Source organism: Afipia sp. 1NLS2 (assembly GCF_000178995.1).
Taxonomy (GTDB): domain Bacteria; phylum Pseudomonadota; class Alphaproteobacteria; order Rhizobiales; family Xanthobacteraceae; genus Afipia.
Map to the genome: position 1 here is coordinate 392,586 of NZ_ADVZ01000002.1, position 21,292 is coordinate 413,877.

Consider the following 21,292-nt stretch of genomic DNA (forward strand, 5'->3'; position numbering starts at 1 on the left):
GAAATACTGCCGCGCTCAACCCCGGAACGGCATGCAGTTCATGCACGGGGATGACCAAATCGCGGACAAGCGGCTTATCAGGCAGTCGCGTTTCGACTCTGGCCGCGTGCCCGGAACATAGGACGGAATCGCCCAAAGTCAATGTTTTTGGCGAGAAACCACCTGAAACCCTTAATATTTATCCATTTCATGACATTCTCGGCCGCCGCCGATGGCCTTGTTGAGCCGGGTTCCGGAATAGGAGGAGAAGGCATGGATGAGGTATCCCGATCCGTCGAAACCATTCGCGCGCAATGTTGCGTCGTAGGCGGAGGTCCTGCCGGAATGATGCTCGGCTATCTGCTGGGTCGCGCGGGCATCAAAACCGTAGTGCTGGAAAAGCATGCCGATTTCTTTCGCGATTTCCGCGGCGACACGGTGCATCCCTCGACCATGCAGGTGATGCAGGAGCTGGGCCTGCTCGCCGACTTTCTCAAAGTGCCGCATGATGAGATCAGCAAGCTGGAGGGACAGTTCGGCACGACCTCGATCCGGCTGGCCGATCTGTCGCATTTGAAGACGCCATGTCCGTTCATTGCGTTCATGCCGCAATGGGATTTTCTGAACTTCATCGATTCACAGGGCAGGCGTTTTCCCGAATTGCAGGTTCACAAGAAGACAGAAGCTGTCGAGTTGATGAAGGACGGCGAGCGCGTCATCGGCGTCATCGCGAAGACCGAACAGGGGCCGGTCCAGATCACTGCCGATCTCACGGTGGCCTGCGATGGCCGTCATTCATTGATGCGCGAACAGGCTGGGATGGTCGTGGAAGATATCGGCGCGCCGATGGATGTGTTGTGGTTCAAGGTCGGCAAGCCGGAAGGGACGACTGATGGTGTGTTTGCGCGAATCCAGTCCGGGCAAATGATGGTGATGCTTGATCGCACCGACTACTGGCAGTGCGCTTACGTCATCGCCAAAAATGGATATGAAAAAGTCAAAGAAGGTGGGCTCGATAAATTCCGCGCCAACATCGTCAAGCTGGCGCCGATCACGCGCGACCACATAGGGGATGTAAGGACCTGGGACGATGTGAAGCTGTTGTCGGTTCAGATTGATCGTCTCACGCAATGGACGAAACCCGGCTTTCTGTGCATCGGAGACGCGGCGCATGCGATGTCGCCGGTCGGCGGCGTCGGCGTCAATCTCGCGATCCAGGATGCGGTTGCGACAGCGAACTTGTTGTTCGACAAATTCGGAAATGGCGTTCCGTTGCTGGATGATCTCAACCGCGTGCAGGCGCGGCGCGAATTTCCGGTGCGGGCGACGCAGGCGATTCAGGTGTTCGTGCAGAACCGGCTGATCAACCGCGCGATCACCGACAAGCAGTTCTCGCCGCCGCTGGTGATGCGCATAGTCAGCAGTTCACCCTGGCTGCAAGGCCTAACCGCGCGCATGATCGGCATCGGCGTTCGCCCCGAGCATGTCCATACACCCGAGGCGAAACGAGCAGGTTAGACGTCGAGCAGTTCTTCGGGCGCGAATTCGGCTTTCTCGGTGATAAACTCAAAGCGCGCCTCGGCCTTGCTGCCCATCAGCCGTTCAACCGACGTTGCGGTGCTGTCGCGGTCTTCCGTCGCCAGCACGACCCGCAGCAGCGTGCGCTTGCGTGGGTCCATCGTGGTTTCCTTGAGCTGATTGGGCATCATCTCGCCAAGGCCTTTGAAGCGGCCGATTTCGACCTTGGCGTTGGCGTGGAATTCCTTTTTCAAAAGCTCATCACGATGAGCCTCGTCGCGCGCGTAGAGCGTCTTGCTGCCATGGGTCATCCGGTAGAGTGGCGGCACCGCGAGGTAGAGATGGCCTCCATCGATCAGCTTCGGCATCTGCCGGTAGAAGAAGGTGATGAGCAGGGAGGCGATGTGCGCGCCGTCCACGTCGGCGTCGGTCATGATGATGATGCGCGAATAGCGCAGATCGTCTTCACGGTAGTTGATGCCGATGCCGCAGCCGATTGCCTGAATGAGATCGGACAATTGTGCGTTGGCCACCATCTTGTCACGCGTGGCGGAGGCGACGTTGAGGATCTTGCCGCGCAGCGGAAGAATGGCCTGGGTCTTGCGGTCGCGCGCCTGCTTGGCGCTGCCGCCTGCGGAATCGCCTTCGACGATGAACAGTTCGGAGCCTTCGGTCGCGGTGTTGGTGCAGTCGGCGAGTTTGCCGGGCAGGCGCAACTTTTTCACCGCGGTCTTGCGCGAGATTTCCTTCTCGGCACGGCGGCGCAGCCGTTCGTCGGCGCGCTCGATGATGAAATCGAGAAGCTTGTTGGCTTGTGTCGGGTTGCCGGACAGCCAGTGGTCGAACGGGTCCTTCACGGCCTGTTCGACGATGCGCTGCGCCTCGGCGGTTGCGAGGCGGTCCTTGGTCTGTCCCTGGAATTCCGGCTCGCGCACGAACACCGAGAGCATCACGGCCGCGCCCACCATCACGTCTTCGGAGGTGATCGAGGACGCCTTCTTGCCCTGGCCGGTACGCTCGGCGTGATCCCGAATGCCGCGCAGAAGCGCGCTGCGCATACCGGTTTCATGCGTGCCGCCGTCAGGCGTTGGTACTGTGTTGGTGTAGGATGACATGAAGCCGTCGGCATCGGCGGTCCATGCCACCGCCCATTCGCAGGCGCCGTGTGCGCCGTTGCGCCCCGATTTGCCGGAGAAGATGTCCGGGTGCACCAGCGTGTCGGAATGGATGGCCGCGGCGAGATAATCTTTCAGGCCGCCGGGGAAGTGGAACGTATCCTCGGCGGGCACGTCCTCGATGCCCTTGAGCAGTTCAGGCGCGCATTTCCAGCGGATTTCGACGCCGCCGAACAGATAGGCTTTGGAGCGCGCCATCTTGAACAGGCGCTGCGGTTTGAAGACGGCCTTGCCTCCGAAAATTTCCGTATCCGGCTTGAAGCGGATCGAGGTGCCGCGGCGGTTGTGGACCTTGCCCAGTTCTTCCAGCTTGCCCTTCGGCTTGCCGCGCTCGAACGTCATCCGGTAGAGCTTCTGGTTGCGGGCGACCTCGACGACGAGCTGCGAGGAGAGCGCGTTCACCACCGAGACGCCGACGCCATGCAGGCCGCCTGAGGTCTCGTAGACCTTGGAGTCGAATTTGCCGCCGGCGTGCAACGTGCACATGATGATTTCCAGCGCCGACTTGTTCTTGAATTTCGGGTGCGGGTCGACCGGAATGCCACGGCCGTTATCGATCACGGTCAGATATCCGTCCGCGCCAAGCTCGACCTCGATGAAGCTCGCATGACCGGCCAGCGCCTCGTCCATCGAATTGTCGATGACTTCGGCGAACAGGTGGTGCAGCGCCTTTTCGTCGGTTCCGCCGATATACATGCCCGGACGGCGGCGCACCGGTTCCAGCCCCTCCAGAACCTCGATGTCGGCGGCGGTGTAGCCAGCCTCTGCGCTCGAGGGCTTGGCGGAGGGTGCGGCCGAGCCGCGCGGCTTGCGGTCCCCAGAAGCAAACAGGTCGTTCGCCGCTTTCGCGGATGAGGTGGATTTTGCGTTTGCTTTCAGAGGTTTCGCCATGGACTTCAGTTCTAACAGTCTGATAAAGGGCACGAATCGTTGATGATCACTATGACATGAACGACGTGACAATGTGGCGGGCAACCCTCATCTAGGCAGGGTCGCATTGCCTGGGGAGCAGGATGCTTCCAGTGCCGGGCCGGCTTTTCGAGTGCCGGTTCTCAAGAATGAGGGACGTGAATGGCACTGGAAGAGATGGTTCGCGGCGTGGTTGAGTTCGTCCGGGAACATCAGGTGTGGGCCGCACCCATTGTCGGCGCTCTCGCGTTCGGTGAATCGCTGGCTTTCGTCTCGCTCGTGATCCCCGCATGGAGCGCGCTGATCGGCATCGGCGCGTTGGTCGGCGCGAGCGACGTCAAGTTCTGGCCGGTCTGGGTGGCGGCGTCGCTTGGTGCCGCGCTCGGCGATTGGTTATCCTATTGGCTCGGCTTTACCTTCAAGAACCAGGTCACGCATATGTGGCCACTATCGCGCTACCCCGAAATGCTACCGCGCGCGGAGCGGTTCGTCAGCAAGTGGGGTGTGCCGGGCATTTTCATCGGGCGGTTCTTCGGGCCGCTGCGCGCTGCGGTGCCGCTGGCCGCCGGGGTTTTCGAGATGCCGTATTGGCACTTCCAGGGCGCGAATTTCTCATCCGCCTTCGTCTGGTCGGCGACGCTGCTGCTGTTCGGCGACGCCCTCTCGAAGCTGGCGGCCTGGTTCTGGGCAATGGTCTAAGGGCAGTCTGCAGGGTCGAGGGGCGGAGTGCTGCTTGACCCTGCGCCAAGGGGGTTTTATATGCGGCCCCATGATCGAACCCGCAAACAGAACCCTCCGTCGCCGCCGCTTTGCAATTTAGCGGCTGGTCGCGTTTGCTCGATCCAATGCCGCAGGATAGGTCCGCGGCGCCTTGTCTCTTTCACCAAATCGCCGCATCACCTGTCCCGCGTTCTGTCGGATAAGGACCATTGTCATGGCTGAAAAGAAGAAGATCGGCATTCTAGGCGCCTCCGGTTACACCGGGGCAGAACTTGTGCGCCTGTTGCTGCGGCATCCACGCGTCGAGATCGTTCTTCTGACGGCCGACCGCCGCGCCGGGCACAAACTGGGCGATGTGTTTCCGCAGTTCGCACCTTACGATCTGCCGCAGCTTGTCTCCATCGAGAGCGTCGACTGGGCAGCCGCCAAGCTCGATCTGGTGTTCTGCGCACTTCCGCATGCCACGACGCAAAAAGTGCTGAAGGACCTCTTGGCGAAAGCGCCGGAGACGAAGGTGGTCGACCTGTCGGCCGACTTCCGGCTGGGCGATCCCGCCGTCTACGCGAAGTGGTACGGGCACGAGCATCATGCACTCGAGTTGCAGAAGGAGGCCGTGTATGGCCTTACCGAAATCTATCGCCGCGACGTGAAGAAGGCGCGGCTCGTCGCCAATCCCGGCTGCTACACGACCTGCGCGCAACTGCCACTCATTCCTCTGCTGAAAGCCAAGGCGATCGAGAGCGACGAGATCGTGATCGACGCGAAGTCTGGCACGACGGGCGCTGGCCGTTCGGCGAAGGAAGACACGCTGTTTTCGGAAGTCTCCGAGGGCTTCCATGCCTATGGCGTGGGGCACCATCGGCACATGTCCGAACTCGATCAGGAGTTCTCCAAGGCGGCGGGCAAGGATGTCGTGGCGACCTTCACGCCGCACCTCACGCCGATGAACCGCGGCATCTACTCGACGATCTATGTGCGCGGCCGGCGCGGAAAGACCGCCCACGAACTGCATGACATCCTGAGCAAGCAGTACGAGAAGGATCCGTTCGTTTACGTGCTGCCATTCGGCAAGACGCCGGACTCGCGCCATGTGCGCGGCTCGAACATGACCTTCATCGGCGTTGCCGAGGATCGCAAGCCGGGGCGGGCGATCATCGTCTCGACGCTCGACAACCTGACCAAGGGCGCGTCGGGGCAGGCGGTGCAGAACATGAATGTCATGCTCGGCTTTGCCGAGACGCTCGGCATCGATCAGCCGGCGTTGTCGTCGTGATGTGAAAAGAGCCGCGCGAGCGGCTCTTTTTTTGTTCTCAAAAGACGCGGAAAATCGCGAGCGCAAGAACAGCCTGCGCAAGGAAGCCGACGACGAAAGCCAGCGTCCGCAACACGGGTACGCCGAGCGCGTAGATGATGACGTGAGCAAGCCGCGACCAGAAGTAGACCGCGCAGGCAAGCACCGTCCATTTGCTAGAATAATCGATCGCATTGAGGATCAGCACCAGCGGCGCGAAAATCGCGAGATTCTCGACCGCGTTGTCGTGCGCGAACATCATCCGGTTCGCCCATTCGGCATGTGGCTTGTCGCCGCGCGCCGGATTGGCCATGGCACCGCCTATGCCGCGCACTGCGCAGCGGTTGAGGATGTAGGGGACCCACAGCACGCCGGTCAAAATCACGGTCAATGTCAGCCAGAACAATTCTCGCGTCATCGCCTGTTCCTTTCTTCGCAGCCCTGCGAATCTCGCCGGTCATACCCCGGCGCCGATGCCTTGTTCTAGCTGAACTGCGGAACGGGGCCAACAGAACGACAGGTTCTGAAGGGATATCCGGCATCGGAAGGCAGGCGGTCGTTCAGGCGCGCATCCGGACGTAGCTGCCCGGCGCTTCTTCCAGGATCGTCATGGATGCGCCGGCGGTACGGGCGGGAATGGTCTCGGAATCGAGGCCTTCGACCCAGGCCCGCCAGTCCGGCCACCACGAGCCCTGATGCTCGGTTGCGCCGTTCATCCACTCTTGAACCGTTTCGGCGGCCGCATTGCCGCCGGTCCAGTACTGATATTTGCCGGAGGAGGGCGGATTGATCACGCCGGCGATATGGCCCGAACCGCTGAGGACGAAGCGAACCGGTCCGCCGAAGAATTGCGAACCGTACAGCACCGATTGCGCGGGTGCGATATGATCGTCCTTAGTCGCTAGGTTGTAGATCGGCGTCTTGATCTTCGACAGATCGAGCCGCGTGTTGTCGAGCACCATAGTGCCGGCCGACAGCCGGTTCTCGAGATAACAGTTGCGCAAGTAAAAGGAATGGTTGGCGCCCGGCATCCGCGTCGCATCGGCATTCCAGAACAAGAGATCAAAACTCGAAGGCTCCTTGCCCTTGAGATAGTTGCTGATGACGTAGGGCCAGATCAGATCGTTCGAGCGCAGCATATTGAAAGCCATGGCCATGCGCGTGCCGTGCAGGACGCCGGTCTGCTGCATGTCGCGTTCGAGCGCGGAAAGCTGGCTTTCGTCAATATAAACCATCAGGTCGCCGGCATGGGTGAAGTCGACCTGCGCCGCCATGAAGGTGGCGGAGGTGGTGCGCACGCGGCGCTTGTCGGCCAGCCATGCGAGCGTGGTGGCGAGCAGGGTACCGCCGATGCAATAGCCCATGGTATGGACTTTCATCTCGCCGGTCGCTTTCTCGATCGCGTCCATCGCCGCGAGCGGGCCTTCGCGCATGTAGTCGTCGAAGGTCTTGCCGCCGAGGGACCTGTCCGGGTTGACCCACGAGATCACGAATACCGTCAGGCCCTGATCGACGAGCCATTTGATGAAAGACTTCTTCGGCGTGAGATCGAGAATGTAGTACTTGTTGATCCAGGGCGGCACGATCAGGAGCGGCGTGCGCAACACATGCTCCGTCGTCGGCTCGTACTGTATGAGCTGCATGATCTCGTTCTGGTAGATCACTTTGCCCGGCGTCAGAGCGAGATCCTTGCCGATCTCGAATGTCCCGCCAGACTGCCGGATCTTCAGCGTCCCGCCGCCAGCCTGAATGTCCTCGGCCAGCATCTGCATGCCACGGAACAGGTTGTCGCCGCTGCTCGCGATGGTTTCCCGCAGCACTTCGGGATTGGTCAGCACGAAGTTCGACGGCGCAAAGGCGTTGGTGAGCACCTGAACGTAGAATTCGGCTTTCTTGCGGGTATGTGGATCGAGGCCTTCCGCATTTTCCACCAGCTCATGCGCCCATTTCGTCGTGAGCAGATAGAGCTGCATGATGAAATCGAAGAAGTGGTTGGATTTCCACTCCGGATCGGCGAAGCGCTTGTCCTTCGGTGCGGGGGCGATGGTGGGCTCTTCCTCGGCCCCGGCGAGCTTGCGCGCGAACTGGCCCCACAATTCGAGATAGGCTTTGCCAAGCCGCATCTGCACGTCGCTGGCGCGATCTGCATCCGCGAGCCAGTATTCGGCGACCTCGGCGAAAGTCTTGATGACTTCGCCCATTTCACCGGGGGCACGGTTGTTGATGTCGCCGGTCTCACGCGGCTGCAGGAACGCGGAAAGCGCCTTGCCCCCGCTTTCCATGGCGCGGGCCAGATTGAACGCGAACGCATCGGCATCGAAAGGCTTGGTCGTCGGAGTGTCGGTCGGGAGCGCGCTCATGAAGACGATATATCCGCGTGTCGTGACGAAGGATTATTTTGCCTGTTTCTCAGTTAAACGAGCTTCCTTTCCAATAGCTATATGCGTTGCAGCAGATGTCTTGGTTCGGACATATTCGGCCTGCAATGCGCCGCGTCAAAGCGCACAGCCGGAAATTTAACGCTTTTCCGGAATATCGGTGCGCGGACCGCGTTGGAATGGAATTGGCGCGGAATGGAGTGGGGCCAGGTTGATGTGCGTGCTGCGTCACTATGGAAAGCGGGTCTGGATGGGGGCGGCGATGCTGGCGCTTGGCCAGATGCTGGGCGGCTGCGCGTCCCACGTCGCCGATATGCCCGTGGTTGGTCTCCCGGCCAATACGCCCGAGCGGCCCGCTGTCGCGCCCGATTACCTCCCGGTCAATGACACGCTGCCGCCGCGCACGGACACCCCCCTGACTCCCGAGCAGCGCGCCCAGCTCACGCGCGAACTCACGGCGGCGAGGGACCGGCAGGAGGGCGTGAAGGCAAAAGCCTCAAAGACTTCAAATCCCCGCGCAGACTGAATTCCCGCGCTTCTGGCGGGTGGCGCGAACCGAGGTTCGTGTTAGAAGAAGCCATCGCGTCCTCAGTGATTTGCCGTCTGAGGGCCCTTAACCGGGCTCGGAGCCTTGAATCCATGGAAGAATTCTACCGTATTCGCCGTTTGCCACCCTACGTTTTCGAGCAGGTGAATCGGGCCAAGGCTGCCGCGCGCAACGCAGGCGCCGATATTATCGATTTGGGCATGGGGAACCCGGATTTGTCCGCCCCGCCGCACGTCCTGGAGAAGCTCAAGGAGACGCTGGGCAAGCCCCGGACGGACCGCTATTCGGCGTCCAAGGGCATTCCCGGCCTGCGCCGGGCCCAGGCGGGCTATTACGAGCGCCGCTTCGGCGTGAAGCTCAACCCCGAGACCCAGATCATCGCGACGCTGGGCTCCAAGGAGGGTTTCGCCAACATGGCTCAGGCGATCACCTCGCCGGGCGACGTCGTGCTGGTGCCGAACCCGAGCTATCCGATCCATGCGTTCGGCTTCCTGATGGCGGGCGGCGTGATCCGCTCGGTCCCGGCCGAGCCGACACCACAGCTTTTTGCTCATCTGGAGCGCGCGATCATCCATTCGATCCCAAAGCCGATCGCGATGGTGGTCTGCTATCCGTCGAACCCGACGTCTTATGTCGCCTCGCTCGATTTCTACAAGGACCTCGTCGCGTTCGCGAAGAAGCACGAGGTCTTCATCCTGTCCGACCTCGCTTATGCGGAACTCTATTACAACGGCGAGCCGCCACCGTCGGTGTTGCAGGTGCCGGGTGCGATCGACATCGCCGTCGAATTTACCTCTATGTCGAAGACCTATTCCATGGCCGGCTGGCGTATGGGCTTTGCGGTCGGCAACGAGCGGCTGATCGCGGCGCTGACGCGGGTGAAGTCCTATCTCGACTATGGTGCCTTCACGCCGGTTCAGGTCGCGGCCGTGGCGGCGTTGAACGGTCCGCAGGACTGCATTCAGGAGATGCGCGACACCTATCACAAGCGCCGCGATGCGATGGTGGAAGCATTCGGTCGCGCGGGCTGGGATATTCCGCCGCCGGCGGCGTCGATGTTTGCCTGGGCGCCGTTGCCCGAGAAATTCCGCAACATCAGCAGCATGGATTTCGCTACGTTGATGGTCGAGAAATCGGGTGTGGCGGTATCTCCCGGCTCGGGCTTCGGCGAGCACGGTGAAGGTTTTGTCCGCATCGCGATGGTGGAAAACGAGCAGCGCATCCGTCAGGCGGCCCGAAATATCCGCCGCTTCCTTGAAGCGGGCGTTGAAACATTGCACAACGTGGTTCCTCTCGCCAACCGGCGCTAACTTATCCGGCAGGTCAAACAGAAGATGGTCGCTCCGCTCAGAGTGGGGATTGCGGGGCTCGGCACCGTGGGTGCCGAGGTCGTGGGTCTGATCGAACAACAGAAGCGCGCGTTGTCGCTGCGCTGCGGACGTGGCGTGCGCGTGGTAGCCGTTTCGGCGCGCTCGAAGGCCAAGAAACGCAAGGTCGATCTCACCGGCATCGCCTGGGCGAGGAATGCGCTTGCGATTGCGACCGACCCGAAGATCGATGTGTTCGTCGAACTGATGGGTGGTTCGGGCGATCCCGCGCTGTCCGCCATCGAGGCGGCATTGCGCAGCGGCAAGTCGGTTGTGACCGCGAACAAGGCGCTGATCGCCAAACATGGCTCGCGTCTGGCGGCGCTTGCGGAAAAGCACGGCGGCGCGCTGAACTACGAAGCCGCTGTCGGCGCGGCCATTCCCATCATCAAAACGCTGCGCGAAGGGCTTGCCGGCACCGGCATTGATCGCGTCTATGGCATCCTCAACGGCACCTGCAACTACATCCTGACGCGGATGGAGCGGGAAGGGCTGTCGTTTGCCGAATGCCTGAAGGATGCGCAGCGGCTCGGTTATGCGGAAGCTAATCCGTCGTTCGACGTCGATGGTCACGACACCGCGCAGAAACTGGCGATCCTCGCGAGTCTCGCGTTCGGCACCAAGGTCAACCAGAGCGCGGTGTACGTCGAGGGCATCTCCTCGATCGCGCCGGAAGATCTGCGTGCTGCCGAAGAGCTGGGCTATCGCGTCAAGCTGCTTGGTGTTGCGGTGAGAACCGAAACCGGCATCGAGCAGCGTGTGCATCCGACCATGGTGCCGCGTACGTCCTCGATTGCACAGGTGATGGACGTGACCAATGCCGTGACCATCGATGGCGATGGCATTCCGCCGATCACGCTGGTCGGCCCCGGCGCAGGTGGTGCGGCAACTGCGTCTGCCGTCGTAGCCGACATCGCGGACATCGCGCGCGGCGTGCGTACGCTGCCGTTCGGTCGCCCTGTTGGCAAACTCAAGGTCACCACGAAAGCGCCGATGAAACGCCACGAAGGTGGCTATTACATTCGTCTGATGGCTCGTGATCTCACCGGCACGGCGGCGACCATCGCCACGCGGCTGGCGGAGCAAAAGATTTCGATCGAGTCGATCGTGCAGCGTCACCCTGACGGTGCGTTCGATGCGGCCAAGGCGAGCGGCAAATCTTCGCCGGTACCGGTCATCCTGATTACCTACGCGACTACGGAGGATGCCGTGCGCCGCGCGTTGCAGGCCGTGCAGCAGGATCGCGTCATCACCGGGCGGCCGCAGGTCATTCGGATCGAGAAGAATTAAAACGATAAGACACATGCCGCCACGAGCGGCAGACGATAGGAGCTTTACTGATGTCGACCATTTCCGTCCCGCCGCAGCTCTTGCTTGAGCGCATCCTGACACTGGAAATCGTGCGCGTGACGGAGCGTGCCGCGGTGTCGGCGGCGCGCCTGCGCGGACATGGCAACGAGAAGGCCGCCGATCAGGCAGCGGTCGATGCGATGCGCCGCGAGTTGAACAAGATTCCAATCAAGGGCACGGTCGTGATCGGCGAGGGCGAGCGCGACGAAGCCCCGATGCTGTTCATCGGTGAGAAGGTCGGCGCCGAGTTCGGGCCGGAAGTCGACATCGCGGTCGATCCGCTGGAAGGTACGACGCTGTGCGCCAAGAGCATGCCGGGTTCGATCGCCACCATGGCGATGGCCGAAGGCGGCACGCTTCTCAATGCGCCCGACGTTTATATGCAGAAGATCGCTGTGGGGCCCGGTTACGCCAAGAACGTGATCGACCTCGACGCGCCGCCGGCCGAGAACATCCGCCGTCTCGCCCGCGCCAAGGACGTGCATCCCTCTGCGATCACCGCACTGATCCTCGACCGTCCGCGCCATGCCGACATCATCAACGCCGTGCGTTCGACCGGTGCCGCGGTGCGCCTCATCACCGACGGCGACGTCGCCGGTGTGATCCACACTGCCGATCCTGAGAACACCGGCGTCGATATTTACATCGGCACCGGTGGCGCGCCGGAAGGCGTGCTGGCTGCGTCGGCGTTGCGCTGCATCGGCGGCCAGATGCAGTGTCGCCTGATCCTCGATACCGACGAGAAGCGCGAGCGCGCTGCCAAGATGGGGATCAAGGATCCCGGCATGATCTATGGCATTGAGGACATGGTGAAGGGCGACTGCCTGTTTGCTGCAACCGGCGTGACAGACGGCTCGCTGCTGTCCGGCGTCAAGTTCCGCAAGCACACCATCGAAACCGAGACGGTCGTGATGCGTTCCGTCACCGGTACCGTTCGCTACATCAAAGCGGAGCACCGCCAGCTCGAGAAATTCCACCTCGACTGATAAACGCAAGGCCGTGGCGATGCTCGACGTGAAAGCACTGCTGTTCGACACGTTCGGCACCGTCGTGGACTGGCGCGGCAGCCTGATCGCGGAGTTTACCGCATGGGGCGAGGCGAGGGGCCTCACGGCCGATTGGGCCGCGCTGGTCGATGCATGGCGCAGTGCTTACCGCCCCTCTATGGACGAAGTGCGTCGCCATCCCGAGCGCGGCTTTGTCACTCTCGATGAATTGCAGCGTCAGTCGGTCGAACCGCTTGCAGCGCGGCTCGGCATCACAGGACTGACCAAGGACGATTTCGATTATCTGACGCTCGGCTGGCATCGCCTGAAGCCGTGGCGGGACAGCGTGCCGGGCCTGACGCGGCTGAAGACCAAGTTCGTTATCTCGCCGCTGTCGAACGGCAATGTCGCGCTGATGACGAACTTGTCCAAGCATGCGGGTCTGCCTTGGGACCTGATCCTATGCGCGGAAATCTTCCAGCGTTACAAGCCGGATCCGGAAACCTATCTCGGCGCGGCAAAACTCCTTGGCCTCAAGCCGGAGCAGGTCATGATGGTGGCGGCGCATAATTACGATCTTATCGCTGCGCGCAGCCTCGGACTGAAAACCGCCTTCGTGCCGCGCGTCACCGAGTACGGACCGCACCAGAAAGAGGATTTCGAAGCCACGAGCGATTGGGACTTCGTGGTTGCGGATATCGAGGATCTGGCCGGCCGGCTGGGTTGCTGACGGCGAGTTTTTCGCGAATCATTGCAACGCTCGCGCACGATCCCTATCTGCGGTCCTCAACATGACGCCTCCTGTCACAGCATTGCCTGTCGAGACCCCGCATGCCTTCCTCGGCGTGGCGCGCTCGGCGACGGGTAAATTGTGGCGCGACCGACTCGACGCGCGCGGCGCGGCGCAGGCGCTGGCCATCGTGCAGCGCTATCAGTTGCCGGAAATGCTGGCGCGGATCATCGCCGGGCGCGGCATCGACATCGACGCGGTCGAGGATTTTCTGGATCCGACCATCCGCAAGCTGCTGCCCGATCCCTCGACGGTCACGCAGATGGAGGCCGCGGCCAAGCGCATCGCAGATGCGGCGACGCGTGGCGAGATGGTTGCGATCTTCGGCGACTACGACGTGGATGGTGCGACTTCGGCAGCGCTGTTGGCCTGGCATCTGCGCCATTGCGGGCTCGATCCGCTGATTCACATTCCCGATCGGATTTTCGAGGGCTACGGCCCGAATGTCGAGGCGATCCGTTCGCTGTCGTTGCGTGGAGCGAAGCTGCTGGTGACGGTCGATTGCGGCACCACCAGCCTTGAACCGCTCGCGGAGGCGCGCAAGCTCGGCATGGATGTGGTGGTCATCGACCATCATCAATGCGGCGACGAACTACCCGTCGTCAACGCACTTGTGAACCCGAACCGGCCGGACGATCTGTCGGGACTGGGACATCTCGCGGCGGTCGGCCTCGTGTTTGTGACGCTGGTTGCCGTGAACCGCGAGTTGCGCGTGCGCAATTTCTGGACCGCCGAGCGGCCCGAGCCGAACCTGCTCGACATGCTGCATCATGTGGCGCTCGGCACGGTCGCCGACGTGGCGCCGCTGCTGGGGCTCAATCGCGCTTTCGTCGCCAAAGGGCTGATTGCGATGCGCCGCCGCGATCATGTCGGCCACACCGCGCTGATGGATGTCGCGCGCCTCAACGGCCCGCCGGAAGCGTGGCACCTCGGCTTCATGCTCGGGCCGCGTATCAATGCAGGCGGCCGCATCGGCCGCGCCGATCTTGGCGTCCGGCTGTTGCTCGAAGGCGATGTGTCGGAAGCCGCACGCATCGCCGCCGAACTCGATCGGCTGAATGTCGAGCGGCGGCTGATCGAACAGGCCGCTGAGCAGCAGGCCGAAGCGGAGGCTCTGGCCTCGCTCGGGCTGGAAGACAAGGGATCGGTGATCGTCACCGCATCCGAGGGCTGGCACCCGGGCGTGGTCGGCCTTGTGGCATCGCGCCTGAAAGAGAAATTCTCGCGGCCTGCATTCGCCGTGGCGCTGGAGCCGGGCGGCATTGGCACGGGCTCGGGCCGTTCTATTGCGGGCGTCGATCTCGGCAAGGCGGTGCGGGAGGCTGTATCAGAGGGCTTGTTGATGAAGGGCGGGGGCCACGCGATGGCGGCGGGCGTGACACTGAAGAAGGATCGGCTCGCTGAATTCCGCGCCTATCTTGAGCAGAGGCTGGCCGAGGATGTGGCCAAGGCGCGGCATGTCGACGAATTGTTCATCGATGGCGCGGTGAGCGCGCGTGCCGTCACAACCGATTTTGTCGAAACGCTCAATCGCGCGGGACCGTTCGGCACTGGCAATCCCGAGCCGATGATCGCGCTGCCTTCGCACCAGCTGGTCTATGCCGATGAGGTTGGTGGCGCGCACATGCGCGTGCGGTTGAAGTCGGGTGATGGCGCGATGGTCAACGGCATCGCGTTTCGCTCGGTCGGCCAGAAGCTCGGCAATGCGCTCGCGGAAAATCGCGGCCAGGTCGTGCATGTCGCCGGATCGCTCAGTATCGACCGCTGGCAGGGTGCGGAGCGGGTGCAGTTGCGGATTTCCGACATCGCCGTGCCGGAGCGTGAACCGGTTTCCATCCGATAAGTACGTTACATGCTGCGCAATCGTGCCAGCACCGTGAGCCCGGCATAGCCGTCAGCAGGCAATCCCACCTTGGTCTGAAAGTCCTTTACCGCTTTCATGGTGTCGTTGCCGACACGCCCGTCAGTGCCGCCGGTGTTGAACCCGGCTCTGGTCAGGCGAGTCTGCACTTCCTGAATTTCGGCGAGCGTCAGTGCGCGCTCGGAGCCGGGGAAGGGGTGCCGGAACGCCGGTTCGCCGAGAATGCGGTCGCCAAGGTGGACGATGGCGAGCGCATAGTTCATCGACGGGTTGTAGCTTCTGACTGCGAAGAAGTTTGGTCCGATCAGAAATGAAGGACCGCCATCGACCGGTGTCCACAGCTTCGCCATGTCGTGTGGTCGCGGAAACTGCTTGCCGTCCGCGCGCCTTACGCCTGCCGCCACCCATTGCGCATAGCTGAGGTTTCCCTTTGCGCGGCTGCTGCCGACGACCTCGTAACCCCAGTGCTCGTTGCGGTGATACTTGCCCCGATTGACGAGATAGCGCGCGGTCGAGCCGAGCGCATCGTCCGGCTTGCCGAAGGGCGAAACGCGGCCATCGCCGTCATAGTCGAAGCCGACATTGAGCCAGACTTCCGGCATCCATTGGGTGTGGCCCATCGCACCCGCCCATGAGCCGCGCATTTCCTCCGGCGTGCTCCAGCCGCGCTCGACGATGCGCAGCGCGTTGATGAGCTCGGTTTCCCAATAGGCCTTGCGGCGCGGCGCCCGCCACGCCAATGCGGCGAGCGAGGGAAACACGGGCCGCATGTGGTTCTTCTGGACCAATGGATCGCCGAATGCGCTCTCGACACCCCACAGCGCCAGCAGCGTGCCGCGCTCGACGCCGAAATCGCGTTCGATGCGCGTGAACAGCGCACCATGCTGGCGCAACGCTTCCTTGCCCGCGCGGATGCGCCAGTCCGAGACGCGACGATTGATGTACTGCCAGAGTTCTTCCTTGAACTCCGGCTGGTTGCCCATCTGCGCGAACACGCTCATGTCGGGCTCGATCCGGCCCATCACGTGCGTGTAGGTGGCGTTTGAAACGCCCTTGGCAAGGGCCTTGGCGCGGAATGACTCCCGCCAGGCATCGAAGCCCGGCGGCGCGTTTGCAAAAGCGGATGTGGACACGAGCGCAAGCGTGCCTGCGCCAAGGAGAAGATCGCGGCGCGTCCATGCGCGCGGAATGCGGGAATCATTCTCGATCATCGGCCCAGTCTAGCGGCGTGAGGCGGGAGCTGCCAAAGCCAAAACCGCGCAGACGCGGGGCCGATATGTGTAAGGAACCTTAGTCCTTGGCGCGTTCCACGTAGGAGCCGTCTTCCGTCATCACCACGATGCGGGTGCCGACACCGATGTGCGGCGGCACGGCGGAACGGACGCCGTTCGACAGCACGGCTGGCTTGTAGGACGACGACGCGGTCTGTCCCTTGGTGACCGGCTCGGTCTCAACCACTTCGAGCGTGATGCGCTGGGGCAGGGTGATCGCCACCGCGACGCCTTCGTGGATCGCGAGCTTCACGGTCAGGTTCTCGGAAAGGTATGGCGCGGAGGTGCCGACGACATCCTTCGGCACCATGAGCTGCTCGTAGCTCTCGTTGTTCATGAAATGGAAGCCGTCATCGTCGGCATAGAGGAAGTTGAAGTCATGATCCTCGACATGCGCGCGCTCGACCTGATCGGTGGTCTTGTAGCGCTCGGAGATCTTCACGCCGTCGCTGATCCGGCGCATTTCGATCTGGCTCACCGGCGTGCCCTTGCCGGGATGGATGTTCTCCGCGCTCAGGACCACATATAGCTTGCCGTCCTGCTCGATGATGTTGCCTTTGCGGATCGAACTTGCGATGACTCTCACGGATCAATTTCCTAATCTGAGGGGCCGGCAGCGGACCCGCGAAGGGGCACGAACGGCGTTTGGGGCGGTTTCGGGCCGCAACATACTGATTTGTCCCGCTGACGCCAGCCCCAAGGGTAGCTTTACGAGCCGATTTTGCTGATGCCGGTTCCCCCCAAAACCTCGCCCTGGTGGGACAGGGACCGCCACCGGGACCGCCGGCCGTTCCTGTGCCAGCGCGCGACCATTACCCGCGCCGTCCGAGACTGGTTCGGCGCGCAGGACTTTCTCGAGGTCGAGACCGGGATTTTGCAGGTGTCTCCGGGCAATGAGACCCATCTGCATGCCCTGCAGGCCGATCTGCCGGGTGAGGAAGGGCAGATTGCGGGCTATCTGCGCACCTCGCCGGAATTCGCCTGCAAGAAGCTTCTGGCGGCGGGCGAGGACAAGATTGTTGAGTTCGCGAAGGTGTTTCGCGGCCGCGAGGACAGCCCCCTGCATCTGACCGAATTCACCATGCTGGAATGGTACCGGGCCAATGCGCCCTACGAGACCATCATGGCGGATTGCGTCGCCGTGATCGCGCGGGCGGCCGAGGCAGCAGGCACAACGCAGTTCTCATTCCGCGGTCGAACGCTCGATCCTCTCAAACCGCCGCAGCGGCTGACCGTGGCGGAGGCGTTCGAGCGTTTTGCAGGGATCGATCTTCTGGCGACGATTGAAAGCGCACAGGGCAACCGCGATGCGCTGGCGGCACAGGCAGCGGCCAAAACCCATGTCAGCGGCGATGACGACTGGTCGGATATCTTCAGCAAAATATTGACCGCGCATGTCGAGCCGAAACTCGGCGACGGCGTGCTGACGATCCTGCATGAATATCCCTCGCCGGAGGCCGCATTGGCCCGCGTCCAAGCGGGCGACCCTCGCGTCGCGGAGCGGTTCGAGGTCTATGGCTGCGGGGTGGAGCTTGCCAACGGCTTTGGCGAACTGACAGACGCGGCCGAGCAGCGCCGCCGCTTCATCTCTGCCATGGACGAGAAGGAACGGCGCTACCATGAGCGTTATCCGCTCGATGAGGACTTCCTTGCCGCCTTGGCGCAAATGCCGCCGGCTTCCGGCGTGGCGCTCGGCTTCGACCGGCTGGTGATGCTGGCGAGTGGCGCGACGCGGCTCGATCAGGTCATATGGGCTCCATCGTGAAACCTTCTACCACGCTGCGGCGGCCAGCCGAACTTGCCGACCAAAAACTGGTCTCACGCGAAGCGTTGCCCGCGCTGGAAGCGGTGGCGGCGCGTTACGCCATCGCCATTACACCCGCCGTTGCGGCGTTGATTGATCCCAACGACCCAAACGATCCGATTGCACGGCAATACGTACCAAGCACCCAGGAATTGCAGATCGAGCCCGTCGAGCGCGTTGATCCGATCGGTGACAACGCCCGCTCGCCGGTCGAGGGGATCGTGCATCGTTACCCGGACCGCGTGCTGCTCAAGCTCGTGCATGTCTGCGCGGTCTATTGCCGGTTCTGCTTCCGCCGCGAGATGGTGGGGCCGGGCAAGGATTCCGCGCTGTCGGACCATGCTTATGCCAAGGCCATCGATTACATTCGCACGCACCCGGAAATCTGGGAGGTGATCCTGACCGGCGGCGATCCCCTGATGCTGTCGACGAGGCGGCTGAAGGAGATCGTGAACGACCTTGCCGCCATCCCGCACGTCAAAATCATCCGCTTCCACACCCGCGTGCCGGTCGCCGATCCCGCGCGCATGACGGACGAGGTCGCGGAGGCATTGCATCATCCCGACGTGACGACGTGGGTTGCGCTGCACGCGAACCATCCGCGCGAACTGACGGCCGAGGCCCGCGCGGCTTGCGCGCGGCTGATCGATCGCGGGATTCCGATGGTCAGCCAGTCGGTTTTGTTGCGCGGCGTCAACGATACGGCGGAGACGCTGACGGCCCTGATGCGTGCCTTCGTCGAGTGCCGGATCAAGCCCTATTACCTGCATCACGGCGATCTCGCGCCCGGCACGTCGCACCTGCGAACAACGCTGGAGGAGGGCGAGGCGCTGATGCGGCAGTTGCGCGGACATGTCTCCGGCCTTTGCCAGCCTGACTATGTGCTCGACATTCCTGGCGGTTACGGCAAGATTCCTGTGGGGCCAGCCTATCTGTCGCAGCAACGTGACGGCGAACGGATGCAACCAAGGCGGCTTGTGGACTATTGTGGTGGTGTGCACTCTTATCCACCGGCGTAGCATCGCCGGCACGGATCAGACAAAAGGAGTCGTCATGCGGACATCGGTGAAAACGATAGGATCGTTCTCGGTGCTTGCGATGACCGTGGCCTTGGTGGCTGCATCGGGTGCCTTCGCGCAAAGCGGCCGTAACGCAGCAGGGAGCGGCTCAAACGCTCCCGCCAATTCCACCTTGGAGTCAGGCCCGGTCATGCAAGCGCCGGTCGGGCATTTGCAGCCCCGCCGCGACCCGTCTTTGGGCGATCAGCCTTATCAGGCGACGGCCGAAGAAAAGGCGCTCGACCGCAAGATCAAGAGCATCTGCCGCGGCTGTTGAGACGGCGTTCACCGGCCGGGCGGTATGGCGGAGAAGGGTGCTTGCCGCTGCGGCGAAACGCCATTATACGTTCCCAGCCTTGAGCCGGAGCGCTGTTCCGGCCTTGGGAAAGCCGCAGGCATCGACCACCTAACCCGTTGATCCTGTACGAATTTCCTCGCGAACACCCGCAGCTTGCGCGCTTGGCGCGAAGGCAGCCGGATTCGCTCCCTTCGTCTATCGGTTAGGACGCCACCCTTTCACGGTGGAGAGAGCGGTTCGATTCCGCTAGGGAGCGCCACCTTTTCTCGGATTTTCACGACGATGTGCCGATTGCAGGCCACGCGCCCGCTTTGATAGAGCGAGCCTATGTTGCTTCCTCGTCCGAAACTCGTCGCTCTGGTCACGGTCCTGTCAGCGACCTGCCTTTTGGCAGGCGTACGCTTGTCACCGGCGGACATCGCGACGGTGCGCTGCGTGATCCAACCCGATGCAAAATCGGCAAGCATCTCCGTCACGAACCCTCTGACCAGTGAAGCCTCATGCCGAGCAACATGCGCGTTTGAGACCGCGACTTATGACGACAAGCCGCGCATCACCTGCACCGGCCCGGTCGCTGCAGGCAAAGAGATTGAGCTTTGCGTGATGCATGCGAAAACCAGCCCACTTGTGAAATTTCTCGAAGGCTCAGCCGATTGCCGCAAGCTGTGATGAAAAAAGCCTCGCGCGAGCGAGGCTTTTGGTCAGTGTCCAAAAAACAGCCATAGAAGAATAATCACCGGAATCGGCACTCCCAGTAGCCATAGCAATAACCCGCGTCCCATCTGGTCCTCCTCGATTAGCGTTCGATACGAGGAAAACGAGAGGGCGTTATGCATGTTCCGCGATTACGATACGAATGCCTACCAGTGGCCGGTGTTTTTCATCGACAGCCACGGCTCCTGCGGCAGCAGAGCGTTGCCCTTTTGCAGGAGTTCGATCGAGTGCAGATCGGGTGAGCGGATAAAAGCCATCTGTCCGTCGCGCGGCGGGCGATTGATGACAATGCCGAGTTTGGAAAGACGTTCGCAGGTCGCGTAGATGTCGTCGACCTCGTAGGCGAGGTGGCCGAAGAAGCGGTCCTCGCCATAAGCCTCCTCATCCCAATTCCAGGTCAGTTCGACAAGCGGTGCGCCGCGTCCCGGCGATTGCTTCACGAGTTCTTCGTCTTCCGGCGCGGCAAGAAAGACCAGCGTGAAGCGGCCCTTTTCGTTCGCCATCCGGTCGGATTCCTTCAGCCCCAACGCGTCGCAGTAAAACTTGAGGGCGGCATCGAGGTTGCGGACGCGAAGCATGGTGTGGAGGTAGCGCATCTTGAAACTTCCGGTTTGCGAGGAAGGGAAGCAGATGATTTATAGTCTCGCCGTCTTCAATTGAAGGGGTGAACGCGGTGGACAACGCGCATGGAAAAGCCCCGCCAGCGGGGACTGGGCGGGGCTTTTTGGGAATGAAGCCTGGGGGAGAGCTTCATGTTGTCAACGCGCGTCTCGCGGATCTGTTCCGCCCGTTTCATCCGAAATGATAAAATTGTAATCTGTGCCGCCGGGGCATCTATCGCGCGGACGATGAACGTCTTTGCCGGACTGGCTCGAAATTCACATCTGTAGCGATCGTGGAGAGCTGCTCGTCGGTTTCATCAGGCTGGCACGACTGGATGTGATAGCCCTCGTCGAGCACCTGCTTCGGTGCCTTCTTCTCCTCGTCAGTGGGAAGATCGACGACGAGACCCGCTTCCTCGGCTTTCTTCCAAACTTCTTCGCGTGAGCGATAGGCCTTGCTGATCTGCTCACCGTTCGTAAAGAGCGCATAAGGCATGGATACCTCCGTTCGCATCAACGCACGGCACGGTTCTCCGGTTCCCGCCATGGGTGGAGAACAGCCGGACGGGAATGCGGGGCTAATCCGGCGATGGCGTTCTTGATTGACGGTTCATCGATAAACCGGGATGGATTCGTAGCGGCAAGCTGTTCATAGCTCTTGCCGGATTCGATTT

At 62.0% G+C, this 21,292-nt stretch carries 20 protein-coding genes and 1 tRNA gene; 14 read left to right on the forward strand and 7 right to left on the reverse strand.

The features are described from left to right. Positions 1-252: 252 nt before the first annotated feature. Positions 253-1,497 (forward strand): FAD-dependent oxidoreductase, encoded by a 1,245-nt coding sequence (locus AFIDRAFT_RS10525; RefSeq protein WP_050789603.1) that lies wholly within the window; start codon positions 253-255, stop codon positions 1,495-1,497. On the opposite strand, the gene parE is transcribed toward AFIDRAFT_RS10525, so the two are convergent. Next, a complete protein-coding gene (gene parE / locus AFIDRAFT_RS10530; protein ID WP_009339378.1) occupies positions 1,494-3,563 on the reverse strand; it encodes a DNA topoisomerase IV subunit B in 2,070 nt (689 codons plus the stop codon). The genes AFIDRAFT_RS10525 and parE overlap by 4 nt on opposite strands. 180 nt (positions 3,564-3,743) lie before the next feature. On the opposite strand from parE, the gene AFIDRAFT_RS10535 reads away from it, so the two are divergent. After that, entirely contained in the window at positions 3,744-4,280 is a 537-nt protein-coding gene (locus AFIDRAFT_RS10535; RefSeq protein ID WP_009339380.1) for a DedA family protein, read from the forward strand. A 235-nt stretch (positions 4,281-4,515) separates the two neighbouring features. Further along, positions 4,516-5,574, forward strand: coding sequence for an N-acetyl-gamma-glutamyl-phosphate reductase (argC, locus tag AFIDRAFT_RS10540; protein ID WP_009339383.1), 1,059 nt, complete (start codon positions 4,516-4,518; stop codon positions 5,572-5,574). A 37-nt stretch (positions 5,575-5,611) separates the two neighbouring features. Here the strand turns inward: argC and AFIDRAFT_RS10545 are convergent, their stop codons facing one another. Further along, positions 5,612-6,010: an MAPEG family protein gene (locus AFIDRAFT_RS10545; RefSeq protein ID WP_009339385.1), complete on the reverse strand. Its 399-nt coding sequence runs from the start codon at positions 6,008-6,010 to the stop codon at positions 5,612-5,614. A gap of 142 nt (positions 6,011-6,152) precedes the next feature. Continuing rightward, positions 6,153-7,952 (reverse strand): PHA/PHB synthase family protein, encoded by a 1,800-nt coding sequence (locus AFIDRAFT_RS10550; RefSeq protein WP_009339386.1) that lies wholly within the window; start codon positions 7,950-7,952, stop codon positions 6,153-6,155. Between the two features lie 232 nt (positions 7,953-8,184). Between AFIDRAFT_RS10550 and AFIDRAFT_RS10555 the strand changes: the two genes are divergently transcribed. The 6 genes from AFIDRAFT_RS10555 (at position 8,185) to recJ (ending at position 14,853) form a co-directional block, all read left to right on the forward strand. Further along, positions 8,185-8,496, forward strand: coding sequence for a hypothetical protein (locus AFIDRAFT_RS10555; protein WP_009339388.1), 312 nt, complete (start codon positions 8,185-8,187; stop codon positions 8,494-8,496). A 113-nt stretch (positions 8,497-8,609) separates the two neighbouring features. Next, a complete protein-coding gene (locus AFIDRAFT_RS10560) occupies positions 8,610-9,827 on the forward strand; it encodes an LL-diaminopimelate aminotransferase (protein ID WP_009339389.1) in 1,218 nt (405 codons plus the stop codon). 24 nt (positions 9,828-9,851) lie between these two features. Next, positions 9,852-11,174: a homoserine dehydrogenase gene (locus AFIDRAFT_RS10565; RefSeq protein WP_009339390.1), complete on the forward strand. Its 1,323-nt coding sequence runs from the start codon at positions 9,852-9,854 to the stop codon at positions 11,172-11,174. 50 nt (positions 11,175-11,224) lie between these two features. Then, on the forward strand, positions 11,225-12,220 hold the full coding sequence (glpX, locus tag AFIDRAFT_RS10570) for a class II fructose-bisphosphatase (protein ID WP_009339391.1): 996 nt from the start codon (positions 11,225-11,227) through the stop codon (positions 12,218-12,220). A 19-nt stretch (positions 12,221-12,239) separates the two neighbouring features. After that, entirely contained in the window at positions 12,240-12,950 is a 711-nt protein-coding gene (locus AFIDRAFT_RS10575) for a haloacid dehalogenase type II (protein WP_009339392.1), read from the forward strand. A 61-nt stretch (positions 12,951-13,011) separates the two neighbouring features. Beyond that, entirely contained in the window at positions 13,012-14,853 is a 1,842-nt protein-coding gene (recJ, locus tag AFIDRAFT_RS10580) for a single-stranded-DNA-specific exonuclease RecJ (protein ID WP_009339393.1), read from the forward strand. A 5-nt stretch (positions 14,854-14,858) separates the two neighbouring features. Here recJ and AFIDRAFT_RS10585 read toward each other — a convergent pair whose 3' ends face one another. Both AFIDRAFT_RS10585 and efp read right to left on the reverse strand, forming a co-directional pair. After that, entirely contained in the window at positions 14,859-16,082 is a 1,224-nt protein-coding gene (locus AFIDRAFT_RS10585) for a lytic murein transglycosylase (protein ID WP_009339394.1), read from the reverse strand. Between the two features lie 79 nt (positions 16,083-16,161). Further along, positions 16,162-16,728, reverse strand: coding sequence for an elongation factor P (gene efp / locus AFIDRAFT_RS10590; RefSeq protein WP_009339395.1), 567 nt, complete (start codon positions 16,726-16,728; stop codon positions 16,162-16,164). 141 nt (positions 16,729-16,869) lie between these two features. Here efp and epmA point away from each other — a divergent pair, with 141 nt between their 5' ends. The 5 genes from epmA (at position 16,870) to AFIDRAFT_RS10615 (ending at position 19,971) form a co-directional block, all read left to right on the forward strand. Beyond that, positions 16,870-17,907: an EF-P lysine aminoacylase EpmA gene (gene epmA, locus AFIDRAFT_RS10595; protein ID WP_009339396.1), complete on the forward strand. Its 1,038-nt coding sequence runs from the start codon at positions 16,870-16,872 to the stop codon at positions 17,905-17,907. Beyond that, entirely contained in the window at positions 17,892-18,965 is a 1,074-nt protein-coding gene (locus AFIDRAFT_RS10600; protein WP_009339397.1) for a lysine-2,3-aminomutase-like protein, read from the forward strand. The genes epmA and AFIDRAFT_RS10600 overlap by 16 nt, the downstream gene beginning before the upstream one ends. Before the next feature lie 34 nt (positions 18,966-18,999). Beyond that, the gene (locus AFIDRAFT_RS10605) at positions 19,000-19,281 is read left to right on the forward strand and encodes a hypothetical protein (protein WP_009339398.1); all 282 of its coding nucleotides are present in this window, start codon (positions 19,000-19,002) and stop codon (positions 19,279-19,281) included. Positions 19,282-19,486: 205 nt separating this feature from the next. Further along, positions 19,487-19,561 (forward strand) — tRNA-Glu (locus tag AFIDRAFT_RS10610). A gap of 68 nt (positions 19,562-19,629) precedes the next feature. Beyond that, positions 19,630-19,971: a hypothetical protein gene (locus AFIDRAFT_RS10615; protein ID WP_009339399.1), complete on the forward strand. Its 342-nt coding sequence runs from the start codon at positions 19,630-19,632 to the stop codon at positions 19,969-19,971. 191 nt (positions 19,972-20,162) lie between these two features. Here the strand turns inward: AFIDRAFT_RS10615 and AFIDRAFT_RS10620 are convergent, their stop codons facing one another. Together AFIDRAFT_RS10620 and AFIDRAFT_RS10625 are read right to left on the reverse strand one after the other, a co-directional pair. Then, positions 20,163-20,612, reverse strand: coding sequence for a VOC family protein (locus AFIDRAFT_RS10620; RefSeq protein ID WP_009339400.1), 450 nt, complete (start codon positions 20,610-20,612; stop codon positions 20,163-20,165). Between the two features lie 238 nt (positions 20,613-20,850). Next, the gene (locus AFIDRAFT_RS10625) at positions 20,851-21,114 is read right to left on the reverse strand and encodes a hypothetical protein (protein WP_009339401.1); all 264 of its coding nucleotides are present in this window, start codon (positions 21,112-21,114) and stop codon (positions 20,851-20,853) included. Between the last annotated feature and the right edge of the window lie 178 nt (positions 21,115-21,292).

Bases quoted from the DNA above. Each gene is read 5' to 3' on its own strand.
- AFIDRAFT_RS10575 (WP_009339392.1), top strand. From the start codon at position 12,240: ATGCTCGACGTGAAAGCACTGCTGTTCGACACGTTCGGCACCGTCGTG.
- AFIDRAFT_RS10615 (WP_009339399.1), top strand. From the start codon at position 19,630: ATGTTGCTTCCTCGTCCGAAACTCGTCGCTCTGGTCACGGTCCTGTCA.
- AFIDRAFT_RS10555 (WP_009339388.1), top strand. From the start codon at position 8,185: ATGTGCGTGCTGCGTCACTATGGAAAGCGGGTCTGGATGGGGGCGGCG.
- AFIDRAFT_RS10605 (WP_009339398.1), top strand. From the start codon at position 19,000: ATGCGGACATCGGTGAAAACGATAGGATCGTTCTCGGTGCTTGCGATG.
- AFIDRAFT_RS10565 (WP_009339390.1), top strand. From the start codon at position 9,852: ATGGTCGCTCCGCTCAGAGTGGGGATTGCGGGGCTCGGCACCGTGGGT.
- AFIDRAFT_RS10545 (WP_009339385.1), bottom strand. From the start codon at position 6,010: ATGACGCGAGAATTGTTCTGGCTGACATTGACCGTGATTTTGACCGGC.
- AFIDRAFT_RS10550 (WP_009339386.1), bottom strand. From the start codon at position 7,952: ATGAGCGCGCTCCCGACCGACACTCCGACGACCAAGCCTTTCGATGCC.
- AFIDRAFT_RS10625 (WP_009339401.1), bottom strand. From the start codon at position 21,114: ATGCCTTATGCGCTCTTTACGAACGGTGAGCAGATCAGCAAGGCCTAT.
- AFIDRAFT_RS10560 (WP_009339389.1), top strand. From the start codon at position 8,610: ATGGAAGAATTCTACCGTATTCGCCGTTTGCCACCCTACGTTTTCGAG.
- recJ (WP_009339393.1), top strand. From the start codon at position 13,012: ATGACGCCTCCTGTCACAGCATTGCCTGTCGAGACCCCGCATGCCTTC.
- argC (WP_009339383.1), top strand. From the start codon at position 4,516: ATGGCTGAAAAGAAGAAGATCGGCATTCTAGGCGCCTCCGGTTACACC.
- AFIDRAFT_RS10585 (WP_009339394.1), bottom strand. From the start codon at position 16,082: ATGATCGAGAATGATTCCCGCATTCCGCGCGCATGGACGCGCCGCGAT.
- AFIDRAFT_RS10535 (WP_009339380.1), top strand. From the start codon at position 3,744: ATGGCACTGGAAGAGATGGTTCGCGGCGTGGTTGAGTTCGTCCGGGAA.
- epmA (WP_009339396.1), top strand. From the start codon at position 16,870: ATGCCGGTTCCCCCCAAAACCTCGCCCTGGTGGGACAGGGACCGCCAC.
- AFIDRAFT_RS10600 (WP_009339397.1), top strand. From the start codon at position 17,892: ATGGGCTCCATCGTGAAACCTTCTACCACGCTGCGGCGGCCAGCCGAA.
- parE (WP_009339378.1), bottom strand. From the start codon at position 3,563: ATGGCGAAACCTCTGAAAGCAAACGCAAAATCCACCTCATCCGCGAAA.
- AFIDRAFT_RS10525 (WP_050789603.1), top strand. From the start codon at position 253: ATGGATGAGGTATCCCGATCCGTCGAAACCATTCGCGCGCAATGTTGC.
- glpX (WP_009339391.1), top strand. From the start codon at position 11,225: ATGTCGACCATTTCCGTCCCGCCGCAGCTCTTGCTTGAGCGCATCCTG.
- AFIDRAFT_RS10620 (WP_009339400.1), bottom strand. From the start codon at position 20,612: ATGCGCTACCTCCACACCATGCTTCGCGTCCGCAACCTCGATGCCGCC.